A 15,301-nucleotide genomic window follows, 5' to 3' on the forward strand; every position below is an offset into this window, starting at 1 on the left:
TTTAGAATTGTTTTAGTATTATTTTAATATCCTGACCAAATTTTGAAAACTACACTAACTACCTTACTTTTTTTAATAAATTCCCTGTTGTTTTCTCAGGAATTTCCGCCAATCATTAAATATTCTCCTTCTGTTTATGGAGCTGGAAATCAAAGCTGGATGATTTCGCAGGATCATAATAATTATTTGTATTTCGCCAATAACGACGGATTATTAGAATATAACGGAACTAGTTGGCAATTATATCCGGGGCCAAACGAAACTATTATTCGTTCTGTAAAAGTAATTGGCAATAAAATTTATACAGGAAGTTATATGAATTTTGGTTTTTGGACCAGAAAAGAAGATGGAAAACTTAAATATACTTCGCTAAGCGACGGTATAAAAAATAAGATCCTAGATGATGAACAGTTTTGGAATATTCTTAAATATGATCATTGGATTTTATTTCAGTCTTTAAACCGAATTTATATTTACGATACCAAAACGGGAAAGTTTAAAATAATTGCGCCCAAAAATGGTGTTGTAAAATCGTTTGCCTCGACAAATGCAATTTATTTTCAAACTTCTAAAGAAGGGCTTTTTGAAATTGAAAGCGGTAGAGCAAAATTAATTTCAGATGATCCGATTTTAAAAAAGTTTACAGTTGCCAATATTTTTACGATAGATGATGGTTTATTGCTTCAAACGCAATTAGATGGTATTTACAAACTTTCGGGAAATTCTTTAACCCATGTTGTTACTGATGTTGATGCTGAATTAAAATCGAGTTTTGTATACAGCAGCCAGCGCTTGCAGGACGGAAGTTTTGCTTTAGGAACTGTATCAAACGGAATTTTTATTTTATCTGATAAAGGAAAGCTCAAATACCATCTTACGCAGAGTAAAGGTTTAAGTAATAACACTGCTTTATCGCTTTTTGAAGATAAAGACCAAAATTTATGGACGGGACTTGATAACGGAATCAACTGCATCAATATGCAGTCGCCAGTGCATAGTTTTACAGATGATACGGGAGTTTTAGGAACGGTTTATGCATCTGCCATTCATAACGGAATGCTATATATAGGAACCAATCAGGGATTGTTTTGCAAGCCTAATCAAAGTAATTCAGAATTTAAGTTTATAAATGGAACAAAAGGGCAGGTATGGTCTTTATTTGTTTATGATAATACGCTTTTCTGCGGACATGATTCGGGAACTTTTATTGTGGTAAATGAAACCGCCAAGAGTATATTTTCGGCTTCTGGAACCTGGAAATTCGAGCATATTCCAGGAAATAAAAATCAGTTGCTTCAAGGAAATTATTATGGCATTTCGGTTTTAGAAAAAAGAAACAATCAATGGGTTTTTAGAAATAAAATTCAAGGTTTTGATTATTCTTCTCGATATTTTGAAATAGGAAACGATTTTGATGTTTATGTAAGCCATGAATACAAAGGAATTTTTAGATTAAAACTTGATAAATCATTATTAAAAACACAAGGCTTTTTTGCTTACAAAAGTCCAGATAAAGGTAAATATGCTAGTTTAACAAAATTCAACAATTCGATTTACTATGCTTATAAAGGCGGTATTTTTAAATTGAATGCTAAGACAAGACAATTTGTAAAAGACAGCGTATTAAGTTCCATTTTTGAAAAAGACGAATATACATCTGGTAAATTAATAGTTGATAATTCTAATAAAATCTGGCTTTTCTCCAAAAACTACATTCATTATTTCTCGGCAAGTAAACTAAGTAATCAATTAAAAGAAAATTTAATTCCGATACCTTCTTCTTTGACCAACTCGATGTTAGGTTATGAGAATATCACGCAGATTTCTAAATCTACTTATTTAATAGGAACTACAGACGGGTATTATACATTAAATATTGACGACTTAAGTTTTAAAAACTACAATGTTTTTATTACAGATATTACCATCAATAAGCAAAATGAAACTTTTAAAAATGTGGGTATTTTAAGTGAAGGAAGCTTCAAATTTGATGAAAATAATATAACGCTCAATTATACAGTTCCAGAATATAATAAGTACATTAATTCTGAATACCAATATTTATTGGAAGGTTTTCAGAATGAATGGAGCGAATGGAGTACAAAAGCAACTGTAAATTTTAAAAATCTACCTCCAGGAAAATATACCTTTAGAGTAAGAGCTAAATATGCGAATACCATTTTGCAGAATACTGCTTCGTATACATTTGTAGTTTTAAAACCTTGGTATTTAACAAATCTGGCTTACTTTATTTATTTCCTCTTACTGCTAACAATGGCTTATTTTATTAATAAGGCATATCGAAATTATTATCAAAAGCAAAAAGAAAAACTAATAGAAGAAAATAATCTTTTGTTAGAAATTAAAGAGCTTGAAAACGAACAGCAGTTAATGAAACTTCGCAACGAACAGCTTTCGCAGGATGTTGATAATAAAAACCGCGAATTGGCAGTTTCGACCATGAGTTTGAATAGTAAAAACGAATTATTGGCTTTTATTAAGGAAGATTTGAAAAAAACTGCTCAAAACGATAGTTCAAATATCAAATCTGTAATTAGCACCATAAATAAAAATATTACCGAAGAAGATTCTTGGAATGTATTTAAGGAAGCATTTGATAACGCCGACAAAGATTTCTTGAAAAGGATTAAACAAATGCATCCCGCCTTAACGCCTAACGACCTGCGTTTATGTGCCTATTTGAGACTAAATCTTTCATCAAAAGAAATAGCTCCAATGTTTAATATTTCAGTGAGAAGCGTTGAAATAAAAAGATACCGTTTGAGAAAGAAAATGGATTTGCAGCACGAAAACGGTTTAGTTGAATATATTTTGGCTGTATAGTATTTTAAAAAACGGCTCTAAATAACTATACATTACCTCAACATTAAGCTTTTGTTGGGAAATTGCGCGCTAAATGTTAAGAAAATTAACATTGATAAATTATAGTTATACAACGGTATTTTTTATTATATCCTGATTTTGCAGTATATTTTTTTGTGATGTATGTTTTTTGTTGAGGTTAATTTTATCGTTTTCATAAATGGAACAAATAAATTTAGCTTTCAATAAAAACTAACTAATTATGAAATCTAAATTATTACTGCCAGTATTATTACTGTTTACATCTTTTGCATTTTCGCAAAACTTAGATGTATCAGGAACGGTACTTGATGCTTCTGGATTATCATTGCCAGGCGTAAACGTAAAGGTTAAAAATTCGTCTAAAAGTACAACCACAGACTTTGACGGATCTTTTAAACTGACTGATGTTCCAAAAGGAACCACAATTGTTGTAAGTTATATTGGTTACAGAACGCAAGAAGTTGCTGTTTCTGGAACTAAAATGACGATTAGAATGAACGACGATACCAAGTCACTTGACGAAGTCGTTGTTATTGGTTACGGTACTCAAAAGAAAAGAGAGGTTACTGGAGCTGTAGCTGTTGTAGACAGTAAAACACTAGATGTCTTGAAACCAGCAAGAATCGAACAAGCTCTACAAGGAACAATTTCGGGTGTGAATGTCACGACGCAGTCAGGAGCGCCAGGAGCACCGCTTGATATCCGTATTCGTGGTATAGCCACAAATGGTGAAAACAAACCTGCCACTATTATTGATGGATATGTTGGTGATTTAGGACTTTTGAATCCTAACGACATTGAAACAATTACGGTTTTAAAAGATTCGCAGGCAGCTATTTATGGAGTTCTTGGAGCAAACGGAATCATTTTGGTTACTACTAAAATGGGGAAAAAGAATTCTAAAACTAGAGTTTCTTTTAATAGTTATGCCGGTTTTCAGCAGACTTCAAGAAAAATGCCAACTTTAAATGCTACAGAATATGCTTTGCTTTTAAATGAAAGTTATGCAAACGGTGGAAAACCAATCCCTTATCCTAATGTAAGTGGGTTAGGAAAAGGAACAGATTGGCAGGATGAAGTTTTTCAAAATGCTCCAATTATTAATAACGATTTGACAATTTCTGGAGGATCAGATAAAATTACTTATTCTATCAGTGGTTCTCATTTAGATCAGGAAGGTATTGTTGGCGGAGATAAATCTGGCTTTTTAAGAAATACAGCCAGAATTGCTCTTGGTGCTGATTTAAGTGATAAAATCAAATTAAAGACTAACGTTATTTATACGTATTTTACGAGAAATACATTAAATGAAAATGGTCTGGGTTCTGTACTATTTAATGCTTTAAACGTTCCGGCAACCTTAAGTCCGTACGATGCAAATGGTGATTTTAGTCTAGTACCTAGTACAACAGGTTTAGGAACAGAAATTATTAACCCGTTAGCACAAATTGCAAATACGTACAATGATTATAACTACAAAAAATTAAACGGAAATTTTGGTTTAGATTATAAAATCTTTAAAGGATTTACCTTATCAAGTTCTATAGGTTTTAATACGTCAAACAGCGAATCAAAAACGTTTAATAAACAAATTAGTTATGGCGGAAAAGTTTTTGATGTACAGAGAAGTTCTGTTACTCAAGGAGCTGTAAATGATAACAATTATTCATTTGACCTTTTTGGAACATACAATACAAAAATTGCAGAAGCACATAATATTACCGGAACTTTAGGAACAACAATTTTTAAAGAATGGGGTAACGGATTATATGCAACTGGTTTTGATGTACCAAATAATGCATGGGAAAATGCAGATATCTCTTTAACAAAAGGAATTTCAAATACACTTACAAACAGTGCTTATGTGTATGATCAAAGAAGACTTTCTTATTTTGGAAGATTACAATACGATTTCAAAGGAAAATATTTACTTTCTGCTATAATTAGACGTGATTCTTCTACAAAATTTGGCCCTGGCAATAAAGTAGGTTATTTTCCTTCTGTAACGGCAGGATGGGTAGTTTCTGATGAGAGTTTCTTTGGAGAGTCAAAATTTGTAAACTTCTTGAAATTTAGAGCAAGTTATGGAACTTTAGGAAATGATCAGATTCCTAATCTTGGCTATTTAGGACTTTTAAATGGAGAAGCAACCTACGTATTTGATGGTACTTTAGTAAACGGAACAGCAAACGGGCAAGTGCCAAATCCAAATTTAAAATGGGAACAAGCTCAAAAGTTTGATGTTGGTTTAGATTTAAAAATATTAAATGATAAAATATTTATCGCAGCAGATTATTTTTCAGATATCAGAAAAGATTTATTGATTCCTAATATTCCAGTTTCAGGTATTAACGGTACCGGAGCGCCGGGTGCCAGCGCGCCAACTTTGAACGCAGGAACAGTTAAAAATTCTGGTTTTGAATTTGCGATCGATTATAAAGATAAATTTTCTGATGATTTTACTTTCAGTATAGGTTACAATGTTACTTTCCTGAAAAACAAAGTTACTGAAGTAAATAACGGAACAGGATTTATTGAAGGCGGTGCTTTTGGTGTCGGACAGCCAGCTCCTTCAAGAATGGAAGTAGGTAGACCAATGGGATATTTTTATGGATATAAAACCGATGGAATTTTTCAAAGCCAAGCCGAAGTTGATGCACATCCATCACAGTTAGCTTTAGGAGCAAATGCTGCGCCTGGAGACATTCGTTATGTTGATTTAAACGGAGACGGTGTAATTGATACAAAAGATAAAACCAATATTGGAGATCCAATTCCAGATGCTACAATGGGTTTCAATTTGCAATTAAATTACAAAGCTCTTGATTTTGCTGTATTTACATTTGCATCAATAGGAAACGATATGGTTCGTAACTACGAAAGAACACTTTCTGATGCTAATCGTATTAATTATGTTTTAGACAGATGGACAGGACCAGGCACAAGTAATTCTACGCCAAGAGTAACAACAGGAGCAACATCTAATAATGTATTCTCTGATTATTTTGTAGAAGATGCTTCTTATTTAAGAATTCAAAATGTACAACTTGGTTATACACTTAATCCGGAAATATCAAAAAGAGCAGGAGTTTCTAAATTAAGACTTTATGCAGGAGTAAATAATCTTTACACCTTTACAAAATACAAAGGTTTTGATCCAGGTGCTTCTTTTGGTCCTACTAATAGAGACAATACTTCACAGTCTCCTATTGGAGCTGGAATCGATTATGGTTTCTATCCAATTCCAAGAACATATTTAATGGGCTTAAACATTAATTTTTAATTTCAGTTAAAATGAAAAAGTATTTATTTATATCCACTATAACACTGGTTTTTTTCTCGACCGTACTAACATCATGTTCGGATGAGTTTGTAGATCCAAAACCAGAATATTCTATCGACTCAGAGAATTATTTTAATTCTAAAGAAGAATATGACAATGCATTAATTGCAGCTTACGATTTACTGCAGTCTTCTTATGTAAATGTTTTATTAGGAGAAATTGCTTCAGATAATACACTTTGTGGAGGAGAAAGTCCAACCGATGTAATTGGTTTTCAGCAGATCGATGATATGATTCATACACCTGTAAATAGCAATTTAAGAGACATCTGGAATTGGATGTTTGCTGGTGTTCAAAGAGCCAATTATATTCTTGAATTTCAAAACAAAACAGATTTTCCGGGAAAAGCCCAAGTTATTGCAGAAGCACGTTTTTTAAGAGCGTACTATCAGTTTGAGTTAGTTAAATGGTTTGGAGGTATCCCAATGAAAGGCGATGCGAGATTTAAAATTGGCGATGAAAAGACAATTCCCCGATCGTCTGTTGAAGAAGTTTACGCTTCTATAGAAGCCGATTTAATTTTCGCATCTGCTAATCTATCTCCAAACGCAGCACAGCAAGGACGTATAACAAAAGGTGCAGCTCAGGCATTATTAGGAAAAGCATATTTGTACCAAAATAAATTTGCACAGGCAGCAGCTTCGTTTGACGCTGTTATTACTTCTGGAAAATACAAATTGGTAACAGATTACAACTCAATGTTTGAAGCAGAAGGAGAAAACGGAACAGAATCTATTTTTGAAGTTCAGTATACAGATGTTGAAGGAGCAGGATTTGGATGTTTGCAGTGTAGTGAAGGAAACGTAGCAGTTGGTTTTAACGGTATTCGTAACTATTCAGGTCCTTTATTTTCTTCTGGGTACAGTTTTAATATTCCAACTCAAGATTCGTTTGATGCCTTTAAAACTGGAGATAAACGTAAAGACGTTGCCATCTTAGATATCAACGCATGGGCTTTGGCTAATGCTTCTTACGACAATGGAAACGGTATTACATTCGGAAAAGGAAATGAAGATACAGGTTTCTTCAATAGAAAATATCTGCCAAGAAAAAGAAGTAAAGATGCAGCAGGAGATTTGAATTTAACAAATCCAAACAACTACAGAGCGATTCGTTATGCAGATGTATTGTTAATGGCTGCAGAGGCTTATAATAGAGGCGGAATTGATGATGGAAAAGCAAGAACGTATTTAAATGAGGTGAGAAGACGTGCATTTGGAGATACAAATCATGACATTGCAACTTCTGGCGCAGCTCTTACAGATAATATTTTAGACGAAAGAAGACTTGAGCTTTTTGGAGAAGGACATCGTTTCTTTGACTTAGTAAGAACTGGTAAAGCTGCAGGAACTATTCCTGGCTTTAAAGCAAATAAAAACGAATTATTTCCAATTCCAATTGAAGAAATTCAGTTTGCAAACGGAAACTGGGCACAAAATCCTGGATACTAAAAAACATCAATTATGAAAAAAATACATTTTATTATAAATTTTTTCGTTTTGGCAGTACTCATAGGCTGTGCAAACGATGACTTAGATATTGATTTAGACGGAATAGCTGCACCAACAAATATTTCGGTTTTAACAACAGTTACGCAGGATAATACTGGAAAAGTTACTTTCCTGCCAAAAGGTGAAGGTGCATCACAGTACAAAATTAGTTTTGGCGACGGAACACCTGACTCTGATTATGCAGGAGTTGGATCGACTATTTCTCATATTTATAAAGAAGGTGTTTATAAGTCTAAAATTATTGCATCTGGACTTAACGGAAAAACAGCCGAAATAGAAAAAGAAGTAGTGGTTTCTTTTAGAGCTCCAGAAAATTTAAAAGTTGTAGTAACAAATGATAAATTAGTTTCTAATAAAGTAACCGTTACAGCAACTGCAGATTTTGCTTTGTTTTACGATGTGTATTTTGGAGAAGCAGGACATCCTGATCCAATTTCGGCTAATAATGGAGAGCCAGCTTCATATACTTATCAGGCACCAGGAGTTTATACGATTAGAGTAGTTTCTAAAAGTGCAGCTATTAAAACAACTGAACATACAGAAGAAGTTACCGCAAAATTGGTGTTAAACCCAACAACATCTGCACCTGCGCAGCCAGGTAGACAAGCGGGAGATGTTATTTCTATTTTCAGTTCTAAATATACAGACCTTGCAGGAACTAATTTTAATCCAGGATGGGGACAATCAACAACGTTTGCTGAATTTGATTTAGACGGAGATAAAATGTTGAACTATAATAACCTAAACTATCAAGGAATTGGTTTGGCAGACGGTGTAACTATAGATGTTTCAGAAATGGAATACATTCACATGGACGTATGGACAGCAGATTTAGATAAATTGGCCATATTCCTTATTAGTCAAAATAAACCAAATGGAGAAAGAAAGGTTGTAAAAGATCTTACGGCAAAACAATGGACAAGTATTGATATTCCAATTTCGGACTTTACAAGTCAGACTGGTTTTACAGTTACAGATATTTACCAATTAAAATTAGACTCAGATCCAACACCAGGTAAGAATATTTATATCGATAATATTTATTTCTATAAAACAGCTTCTCAATCAATAGGGTTGCCAATTGATTTCGAATCTACGAGTTTAACTTACGCTTGGGGCGGATTTGGAAGTGTAGATGCTTCTGTCGTTGCAAATCCTAATAAAACCGGACTAAATGTTTCTGATAAAGTAGTCAAATTAGACAAAAAGATAGGAGCAGAAACTTGGGGAGGAGCAAGTTTAAATCTTGAAAATTCATTTGACGCTTCAAAAGGAACTAAAGTAAAAGTAACAGTTTGGTCGCCAAAAGCAGGAGCAAAAATATTATACAAAATGGAGCTTTCTACGTCACCAAAAGACGGTAATGGAAATCCAACTGTTTTTGTGCAGGTAGAGGTGCCGACAACGGTTGCTAATGGCTGGGAAGTATTGACATTTGATCTTACAACTGAAGCTTCTTTCAATAGCACTATAAAATACGACAGAGTAATTTTGTTTCCAGATTTTGGAACAACAGGAACAGGAGAAACGTATTACTTTGATGATATAAAACAATCCAATTAAAACAAGAAATCATGAGCAAAAAATTAATTATAAAGATAGTATCCTTATTTACGATTCTCTTGATGACGGGTTGTCAGAAAGACGATTATACATTCGGATCAATAACTACGCCATCTAATTTAAAGGTAACAGCCGAAATTGTGGGTAAAACAGCCGATGCTCCTTATGGAGACGGATCTGGAATAGTAAAGTTTGTAGCAACAGCAGATAATGCCATTTCGTATAAATATGTTTATCCAGATGGATCTTCAGATAATGCTCCAAGTGGGAAAATCACTAAAAGATTTACCAAAACTGGAGTTAATACCTATACAGTAACTGTTCTAGCAACAGGAGCAGGAGGAGTGGCTACAAATACCACAATCGATGTTGAGGTGCAAAGTGATTTCAGCGACGATGAAGCAGTTCAATTGCTTACAGGCGGTTCTTCTAAAAAATGGTATTGGGCAGCAGCAGAACCAGCACATCTTGGTGTAGGACAGAACGATGGTGATGCAGCGAATAACTTCTTCCCTAATTATTATAAAGCAGGACCATTTGAAAAAGCAGGTTCTCCAAACAGCAGCTGTTTGTATGATAATGTATTAACATTCTCTCTTGATGGTGAAGTGCTTAAATTCCAATTGGATAACGGTGGTGCAACATTCTTCAATAAAGATTTTGGAAGCGTTGCTGGAGCATCAGGTCTATCAGAAGATATGTGTTTAAGCTATAATACTGGTGCTGCAAAAATAGTTTCATTAAGTCCTTCAGAATCTGTTGTAATGAATAATCCAGACCATGCAGAACAAACAAGAGGAACAACAATGAACTTCTCTGATAACGGATTTATGGGCTATTATATTGGTCAAAGTTCTTATGAAATTTTATCGCTTACAGCCAATAGAATGGTAGTTAGAGCTGTAATGGGAGGAAACCCTTCATTAGCTTGGTATCATACTTTTACAACTACACCACCAAATCCAAATCCAGAACCATCTATTGATTATACAAAACTGGTTTTCGAAGATAATTTTGATAAAGATGGAGCACCAGATCCAACAAAATGGACCTACGATTTAGGACGTGGAAATAATGGCTGGGGAAATAATGAAAAACAAAACTATACCAACTCAGCTTCAAATATTGTAGTTGAAGGTGGGTTTTTGAAAATCACGGCTAAAAAAGAAAATTCTGGCGGTGCAGAATATTCATCTGCAAGATTAAAATCAGATGGGAAATATGCTTTTAAATATGGTAAAGTTGAGGTTCGAGCTAAATTGCCATCAGGTGGAGGAACTTGGCCTGCAATCTGGATGCTTGGACAAAACTATGCAACTAAAGAATGGCCAGAATGTGGTGAAATTGATATTATGGAGCACGTTGGAAACAGCCAGAATTTAGTTCATGGAACTTTTCATTATCCTGGTCGTTCAGGCGGAAATGCCAATACGGCTTCTAAAACTATTCCAAATGTTTCAACAGAGTTTCATGTTTACAAAGCAGTTTGGAGTGCAGAAACTATCCAGCTTTACGCAGACGATGTGTTGATCCATACATTAGCAAATACAAGTTCTTTACCTTTTAACAGCGAATTTTTCTTGATTTTAAATTTTGCTATGGGAGGTAATATGGGAGGCAATATTGATCCTGCTTTCACTCAATCTACAATGGAGATTGATTATGTTAGAGTTTATCAATAGGTTGATTAATTAGTAATTTTGAAGGCCAGTTGGTTACTGGCCTTCTTTTTTTAATACAAGAATACGATGAAGAAAATAATTTTAGTATTACTCATTACTAGTTTTGGCTTTGCCCAAGAGGCGAAAAGAAAACTTGTTTGGGAAGAAAATTTTAATAAAAAAAGCTTAAACGAATCGGTTTGGAATTTTGAATTGGGAGACGGTTGTCCAAATTTATGTGGTTATGGAAATAATGAAAGACAGATTTATACAAAAACAAACCACGAATTTAAAGACGGAAATCTAATTATTGAAGCCAGAAAAGAAGGAGATAAATATACTTCGACTAAAATTACAACGAAAGGCAAAAAAGAGTTTAAATACGGCCGAATCGAAGCTAGGGCAAAACTCCCTATCGGACATGGTTTATGGCCTGCGTTTTGGATGCTTGGCGCCAATATTGATGAGGTAAAATGGCCAAAAACGGGTGAAATTGATATTCTAGAATATATCGGAAGAGATCCTCATATGGTATACACAACGCTTCATACGCAGGACAGTCATGGAAATACGATCAATACAAAACGAACTGAATTTCCAAATATTGAAGAAGGTTATCATGTTTACGCTATCGAATGGAACAAAGACAAAATTGATTTTTTTGTTGATACAAAACTAGTTTATACTTTTAATCCCGAAGTTAAAAACGAAGATACATGGCCATTTGACAAACCATTTTATATCATTGTAAATTTGGCAATTGGAGGTAATTTTGGAGGACCAGAGGTAGACGATTCTGTTTTACCGCAAAAATATTACGTTGATTATGTACGCGTTTATCAGTAATATATTGACAGTATAAACTAAAAAATAAGACAGATGAAAATGATTTAAAATGTTAATTGTGAGTTATTTACATCTGTTTTTTATTTAAGTAAAAAAAATCATCAGAATTCATTTTTTTTAGCTATTTTTATTAAAATCAAACTTTGCAGTAAAAAACTTAACGATTTATTATTAATTATTATTGCTTTTGTTTGCTTTTTAAAATAAATATTTGTTAAATTTGGTCAAAATATTAACATAACCCAATAAAAAAGAAACGCCTATATAAAAAAACTACTTTTTAGAAAATACTCCAAATTTTAAATTTTAAAACTAAAAAAAAGTAGTTATTATGGCTGATCTGCATACTCCAGACGCTCTATTAGTAAAAAATTATGTTGACGGTAGTGAAGCTGCACTTGCAACATTAATAAAGAGGCACGAGTCTAAAATATATGGATTCATATATTCTAAGATTGCTGATAGAGATATTTCAAATGATATTTTTCAAGACACATTTATTAAAGTAATTAAAACTTTAAAAAGTAATTCTTATAACGAAGAAGGTAAATTTCTGCCTTGGGTAATGCGTATTTCTCATAACCTAATTGTAGATCATTTTAGAAAAACAAAGAAAATGCCAATGTACAGAGAAACAGAAGAGTTTTCTATTTTCTCTATCATGTCTGACGACGCATTGACAATTGAAGGCAAAATGATCGTAGATCAAGTCGAACTTGATTTAAAAAAATTAATAGGAGAGCTTCCAGATGATCAAAAAGAAGTATTGGTTATGCGTATGTATCAAGACATGAGTTTCAAAGAAATCTCTGAAGTTACTGGCGTAAGCATCAACACAGCATTAGGAAGAATGCGCTATGCATTAATGAATTTGAGAAAAATTATAGAAAAACATCAAATTATTTTAACCAACTAATACTATTTTGATAATTAGTCCGTTATACTACTATAAAACATTTTTGATAGTATGGGGAAAATTTACTCAAAAAAAGCATTAGCTTCTAAAAATCTTAAACCTAAAAAAGAAGTCGTTTCTTTTTTATTGAATTATTCTAAAGCCTTGACAGTAGTTAAGATTGAAGATAAAAATTTTGAGATTATAGCTAACTAAACAGCCCACTGCTCCTGTCGGATGTTTATAAAAAAGAAACCAAATGGTCGTTTTGGTTTAAGAGCTCACTATTTGTATATTTTATGTACAAGTAGTGAGTTTTTTTATTTCTTCTTTTTTCCGAATTAAAAATATAAGTTTTTTACAGCATTTTTCTCTTGTTTTGTTAAAATTTAATATTTTGATCGGAATTTATGTGTTTATTTGGTTTTTAATTCTATTTTAGTTAAAAAACTACTTTTTTATTTGATAAATATGCTTTTATTAAGTGTTATTCGTATTAGAAAGTTTGTTTGATTAAAAAATAGAAACATAATATTTTAAAAATTAAATATTTAACCAAAACCCAAATTATTTATGAAGAAAAACTACCCAACTTTATTGCGTTAAGTTTATTGCTTATTTGATTTTGAAAAAATATTTGAACCAGCAAATGTTTATTCGATAAAATAGTGAGTAAGATAATTTTTAGACCAGTTTAATTATCCTCTTACTATGTTTCAAAAGAAACTTAGAAAATTATTTAACCACCAAAACTTAACCGCAAAATGAAAGAGAACATTAAGATGTTGTCATGCTTATTGATGATAAGTATTGGCGCATTTGCCCAAAAAGACAAAATTAAAGAAGCACAATCTTTATTTGACAAAGGAAATAGCCAGGAAGCTTTGGCAATTTTAACTAAAACAGAATATCTTATTCTTAATGCATCTGATGAAGACAAATCTGATTATTACTTCTTAAAAGGAAATGTTTTAAAAGATTTGGCCGTAAAAAATATAGATGCAGCCAATAATTTCACATTGGCATCGCAATCGTATCAAGATGTATTTTTATACGAAAATGAATCAGGAAAATTTAAATGGACAGTTAAAGCTAACATAGCTTTAAAAGACATGAAAGCCAGCCTTGTAAATGGTGCAATGGCAGATTTTAAAGAAGGAAAATTCAAAGAAAGCGCAGAAAAGAGTTATAAGGTATATTTGTTCGATAAAAAAGATACTATAAACTTGTGTAATGCTGCAGCTTCGTCTATAAACGGAAAAGATTACAACGCTGCTGTGACCTATTACGAACTTTTGAAAAAGATTAATTTTTCTGGAAAAGGAGTTCGATATTTTGCTACCAACAAAAAAACAAAAGAAGAAGATGCTTTTATTTCTCCAAAAGCAAGAGAGTCGGCAATACAGCAAGGTCTTTACGAAAAGCCAAGAACAGAATCTGTGCCTTCTAAAAAGATAGAAATAAACAATAATTTGGCTTATGCTTATCTTGAAAAGAAAGATTATGCAAGAGCAGAATCAGTTTATAACTATGTTTTAGAATTAGATCCGAATTATATTGATGCTTATATTAACTTGGCCTATTTGAAACTACAAATGAAAAAGGATTTGGCAGAAGAAATATCATCATTAGGAACTACGCCATCAGAGATGAAGAAATACGATAAACTAAATGCACAAAAAGATGATATTGCCAGAAGCGCAATTCCATATCTTAAGAAAGTGCTTGTTCTTGAACCAAAAAATCCAGATGCAACCAAAACATTATTGGGTGTTTACAGGTCTCTTGATATGAATTCAGAATACAATGCTTTAAAAGCAGGAATGTAGTTTTTTTAAAGGGGCAAAGGTGCAAAGTAACAAAGGTGTAAAGGTTTTTATCTCTGCACCTTTATTTTTTTGAAACTGTCTTTTCAAGCTCTTCAATAAGAGATTTCTTTCCAACGGTTTTCGTTATAATATCTTTTTCAAGACTCCAGCCTCTTGCAGGCGAATATTCACGTCCGTACCAAATAATCTGCAAATGTAAATCATTCCATAAATCTCTAGGAAACAATCGTTTTGCATCTTTTTCAGTTTGAGCGACATTTTTTCCATTAGACAAATTCCATCTGTACATCAATCGGTGAATATGCGTGTCTACAGGAAAAGCTGGAACGCCAAAAGCCTGAGACATTACCACACTTGCCGTTTTGTGTCCAACAGCAGGCAAAGCTTCAAGCGCTTCAAAACTCTGTGGAACTTCGCCATTATGTTTCTCAATCAAAATTTCAGATAAACCATGAATTCCTTTAGATTTCATAGGAGATAAACCACACGGACGAATAATTTCCTTAATTTCTTCTATCGACATTTTAACCATATCATACGGATTATCAGCTTTTGCAAACAAAAGTGGCGTAATTTGGTTCACACGAACGTCGGTACATTGTGCTGATAATAAAACAGCAATTAAAAGTGTATAAGGATCTTTGTGGTCAAGCGGAACTGGTATAGTAGGGTAGAGTTCTTTTAATTTATCAATAACAAATTGTACGCGAGCTTCTTTATTCATTTCGGTGATTTTAATGCCTGTAAAAATAAAGAATTATTAGTTATAAGTTATCTTTGCTTTTAAT

At 32.9% G+C, this 15,301-nt stretch carries 10 protein-coding genes; 9 read left to right on the forward strand and 1 reads right to left on the reverse strand.

Features of this window, described 5'->3' with window-relative positions; translation table 11 throughout:
- Nucleotides 1-42 precede the first annotated feature (42 nt).
- From JC605_RS15520 to JC605_RS15560, 9 genes are all read left to right on the forward strand, one after another.
- Nucleotides 43-2,844: a triple tyrosine motif-containing protein gene (locus JC605_RS15520; protein WP_305069446.1), complete on the forward strand. Its 2,802-nt coding sequence runs from the start codon at nt 43-45 to the stop codon at nt 2,842-2,844.
- A 241-nt stretch (nt 2,845-3,085) separates the two neighbouring features.
- A complete protein-coding gene (locus JC605_RS15525; protein WP_198857064.1) occupies nt 3,086-6,148 on the forward strand; it encodes a TonB-dependent receptor in 3,063 nt (1,020 codons plus the stop codon).
- Nucleotides 6,149-6,159: 11 nt separating this feature from the next.
- The gene (locus JC605_RS15530) at nt 6,160-7,659 is read left to right on the forward strand and encodes a RagB/SusD family nutrient uptake outer membrane protein (protein ID WP_198857065.1); all 1,500 of its coding nucleotides are present in this window, start codon (nt 6,160-6,162) and stop codon (nt 7,657-7,659) included.
- A gap of 12 nt (nt 7,660-7,671) precedes the next feature.
- Nucleotides 7,672-9,282: a hypothetical protein gene (locus tag JC605_RS15535; RefSeq protein WP_198857066.1), complete on the forward strand. Its 1,611-nt coding sequence runs from the start codon at nt 7,672-7,674 to the stop codon at nt 9,280-9,282.
- A gap of 11 nt (nt 9,283-9,293) precedes the next feature.
- A complete protein-coding gene (locus tag JC605_RS15540) occupies nt 9,294-10,964 on the forward strand; it encodes a family 16 glycosylhydrolase (RefSeq protein WP_198857067.1) in 1,671 nt (556 codons plus the stop codon).
- Nucleotides 10,965-11,030: 66 nt separating this feature from the next.
- Complete coding sequence (locus JC605_RS15545; protein ID WP_198857068.1) at nt 11,031-11,789, forward strand: family 16 glycosylhydrolase; 759 nt, start codon at nt 11,031-11,033, stop codon at nt 11,787-11,789.
- Nucleotides 11,790-12,120: 331 nt separating this feature from the next.
- The gene (locus JC605_RS15550) at nt 12,121-12,705 is read left to right on the forward strand and encodes an RNA polymerase sigma factor (protein ID WP_198857069.1); all 585 of its coding nucleotides are present in this window, start codon (nt 12,121-12,123) and stop codon (nt 12,703-12,705) included.
- A 51-nt stretch (nt 12,706-12,756) separates the two neighbouring features.
- A complete protein-coding gene (locus JC605_RS15555) occupies nt 12,757-12,900 on the forward strand; it encodes a hypothetical protein (RefSeq protein WP_198857070.1) in 144 nt (47 codons plus the stop codon).
- Nucleotides 12,901-13,448: 548 nt separating this feature from the next.
- A complete protein-coding gene (locus tag JC605_RS15560) occupies nt 13,449-14,513 on the forward strand; it encodes a tetratricopeptide repeat protein (RefSeq protein WP_198857071.1) in 1,065 nt (354 codons plus the stop codon).
- Between the two features lie 61 nt (nt 14,514-14,574).
- Here JC605_RS15560 and nth read toward each other — a convergent pair whose 3' ends face one another.
- Nucleotides 14,575-15,237: an endonuclease III gene (nth, locus tag JC605_RS15565; protein ID WP_198857072.1), complete on the reverse strand. Its 663-nt coding sequence runs from the start codon at nt 15,235-15,237 to the stop codon at nt 14,575-14,577.
- Between the last annotated feature and the right edge of the window lie 64 nt (nt 15,238-15,301).

This window comes from Flavobacterium sp. IB48, assembly GCF_016405855.1.
In the GTDB taxonomy this organism is placed as follows: Bacteria; Bacteroidota; Bacteroidia; order Flavobacteriales; family Flavobacteriaceae; genus Flavobacterium; species Flavobacterium ginsengisoli.

Bases quoted from the DNA above. Each gene is read 5' to 3' on its own strand.
- JC605_RS15525 (WP_198857064.1), top strand. From the start codon at position 3,086: ATGAAATCTAAATTATTACTGCCAGTATTATTACTGTTTACATCTTTT.
- JC605_RS15530 (WP_198857065.1), top strand. From the start codon at position 6,160: ATGAAAAAGTATTTATTTATATCCACTATAACACTGGTTTTTTTCTCG.
- JC605_RS15535 (WP_198857066.1), top strand. From the start codon at position 7,672: ATGAAAAAAATACATTTTATTATAAATTTTTTCGTTTTGGCAGTACTC.
- JC605_RS15540 (WP_198857067.1), top strand. From the start codon at position 9,294: ATGAGCAAAAAATTAATTATAAAGATAGTATCCTTATTTACGATTCTC.
- JC605_RS15545 (WP_198857068.1), top strand. From the start codon at position 11,031: ATGAAGAAAATAATTTTAGTATTACTCATTACTAGTTTTGGCTTTGCC.
- JC605_RS15550 (WP_198857069.1), top strand. From the start codon at position 12,121: ATGGCTGATCTGCATACTCCAGACGCTCTATTAGTAAAAAATTATGTT.
- JC605_RS15555 (WP_198857070.1), top strand. From the start codon at position 12,757: ATGGGGAAAATTTACTCAAAAAAAGCATTAGCTTCTAAAAATCTTAAA.
- JC605_RS15560 (WP_198857071.1), top strand. From the start codon at position 13,449: ATGAAAGAGAACATTAAGATGTTGTCATGCTTATTGATGATAAGTATT.
- nth (WP_198857072.1), bottom strand. From the start codon at position 15,237: ATGAATAAAGAAGCTCGCGTACAATTTGTTATTGATAAATTAAAAGAA.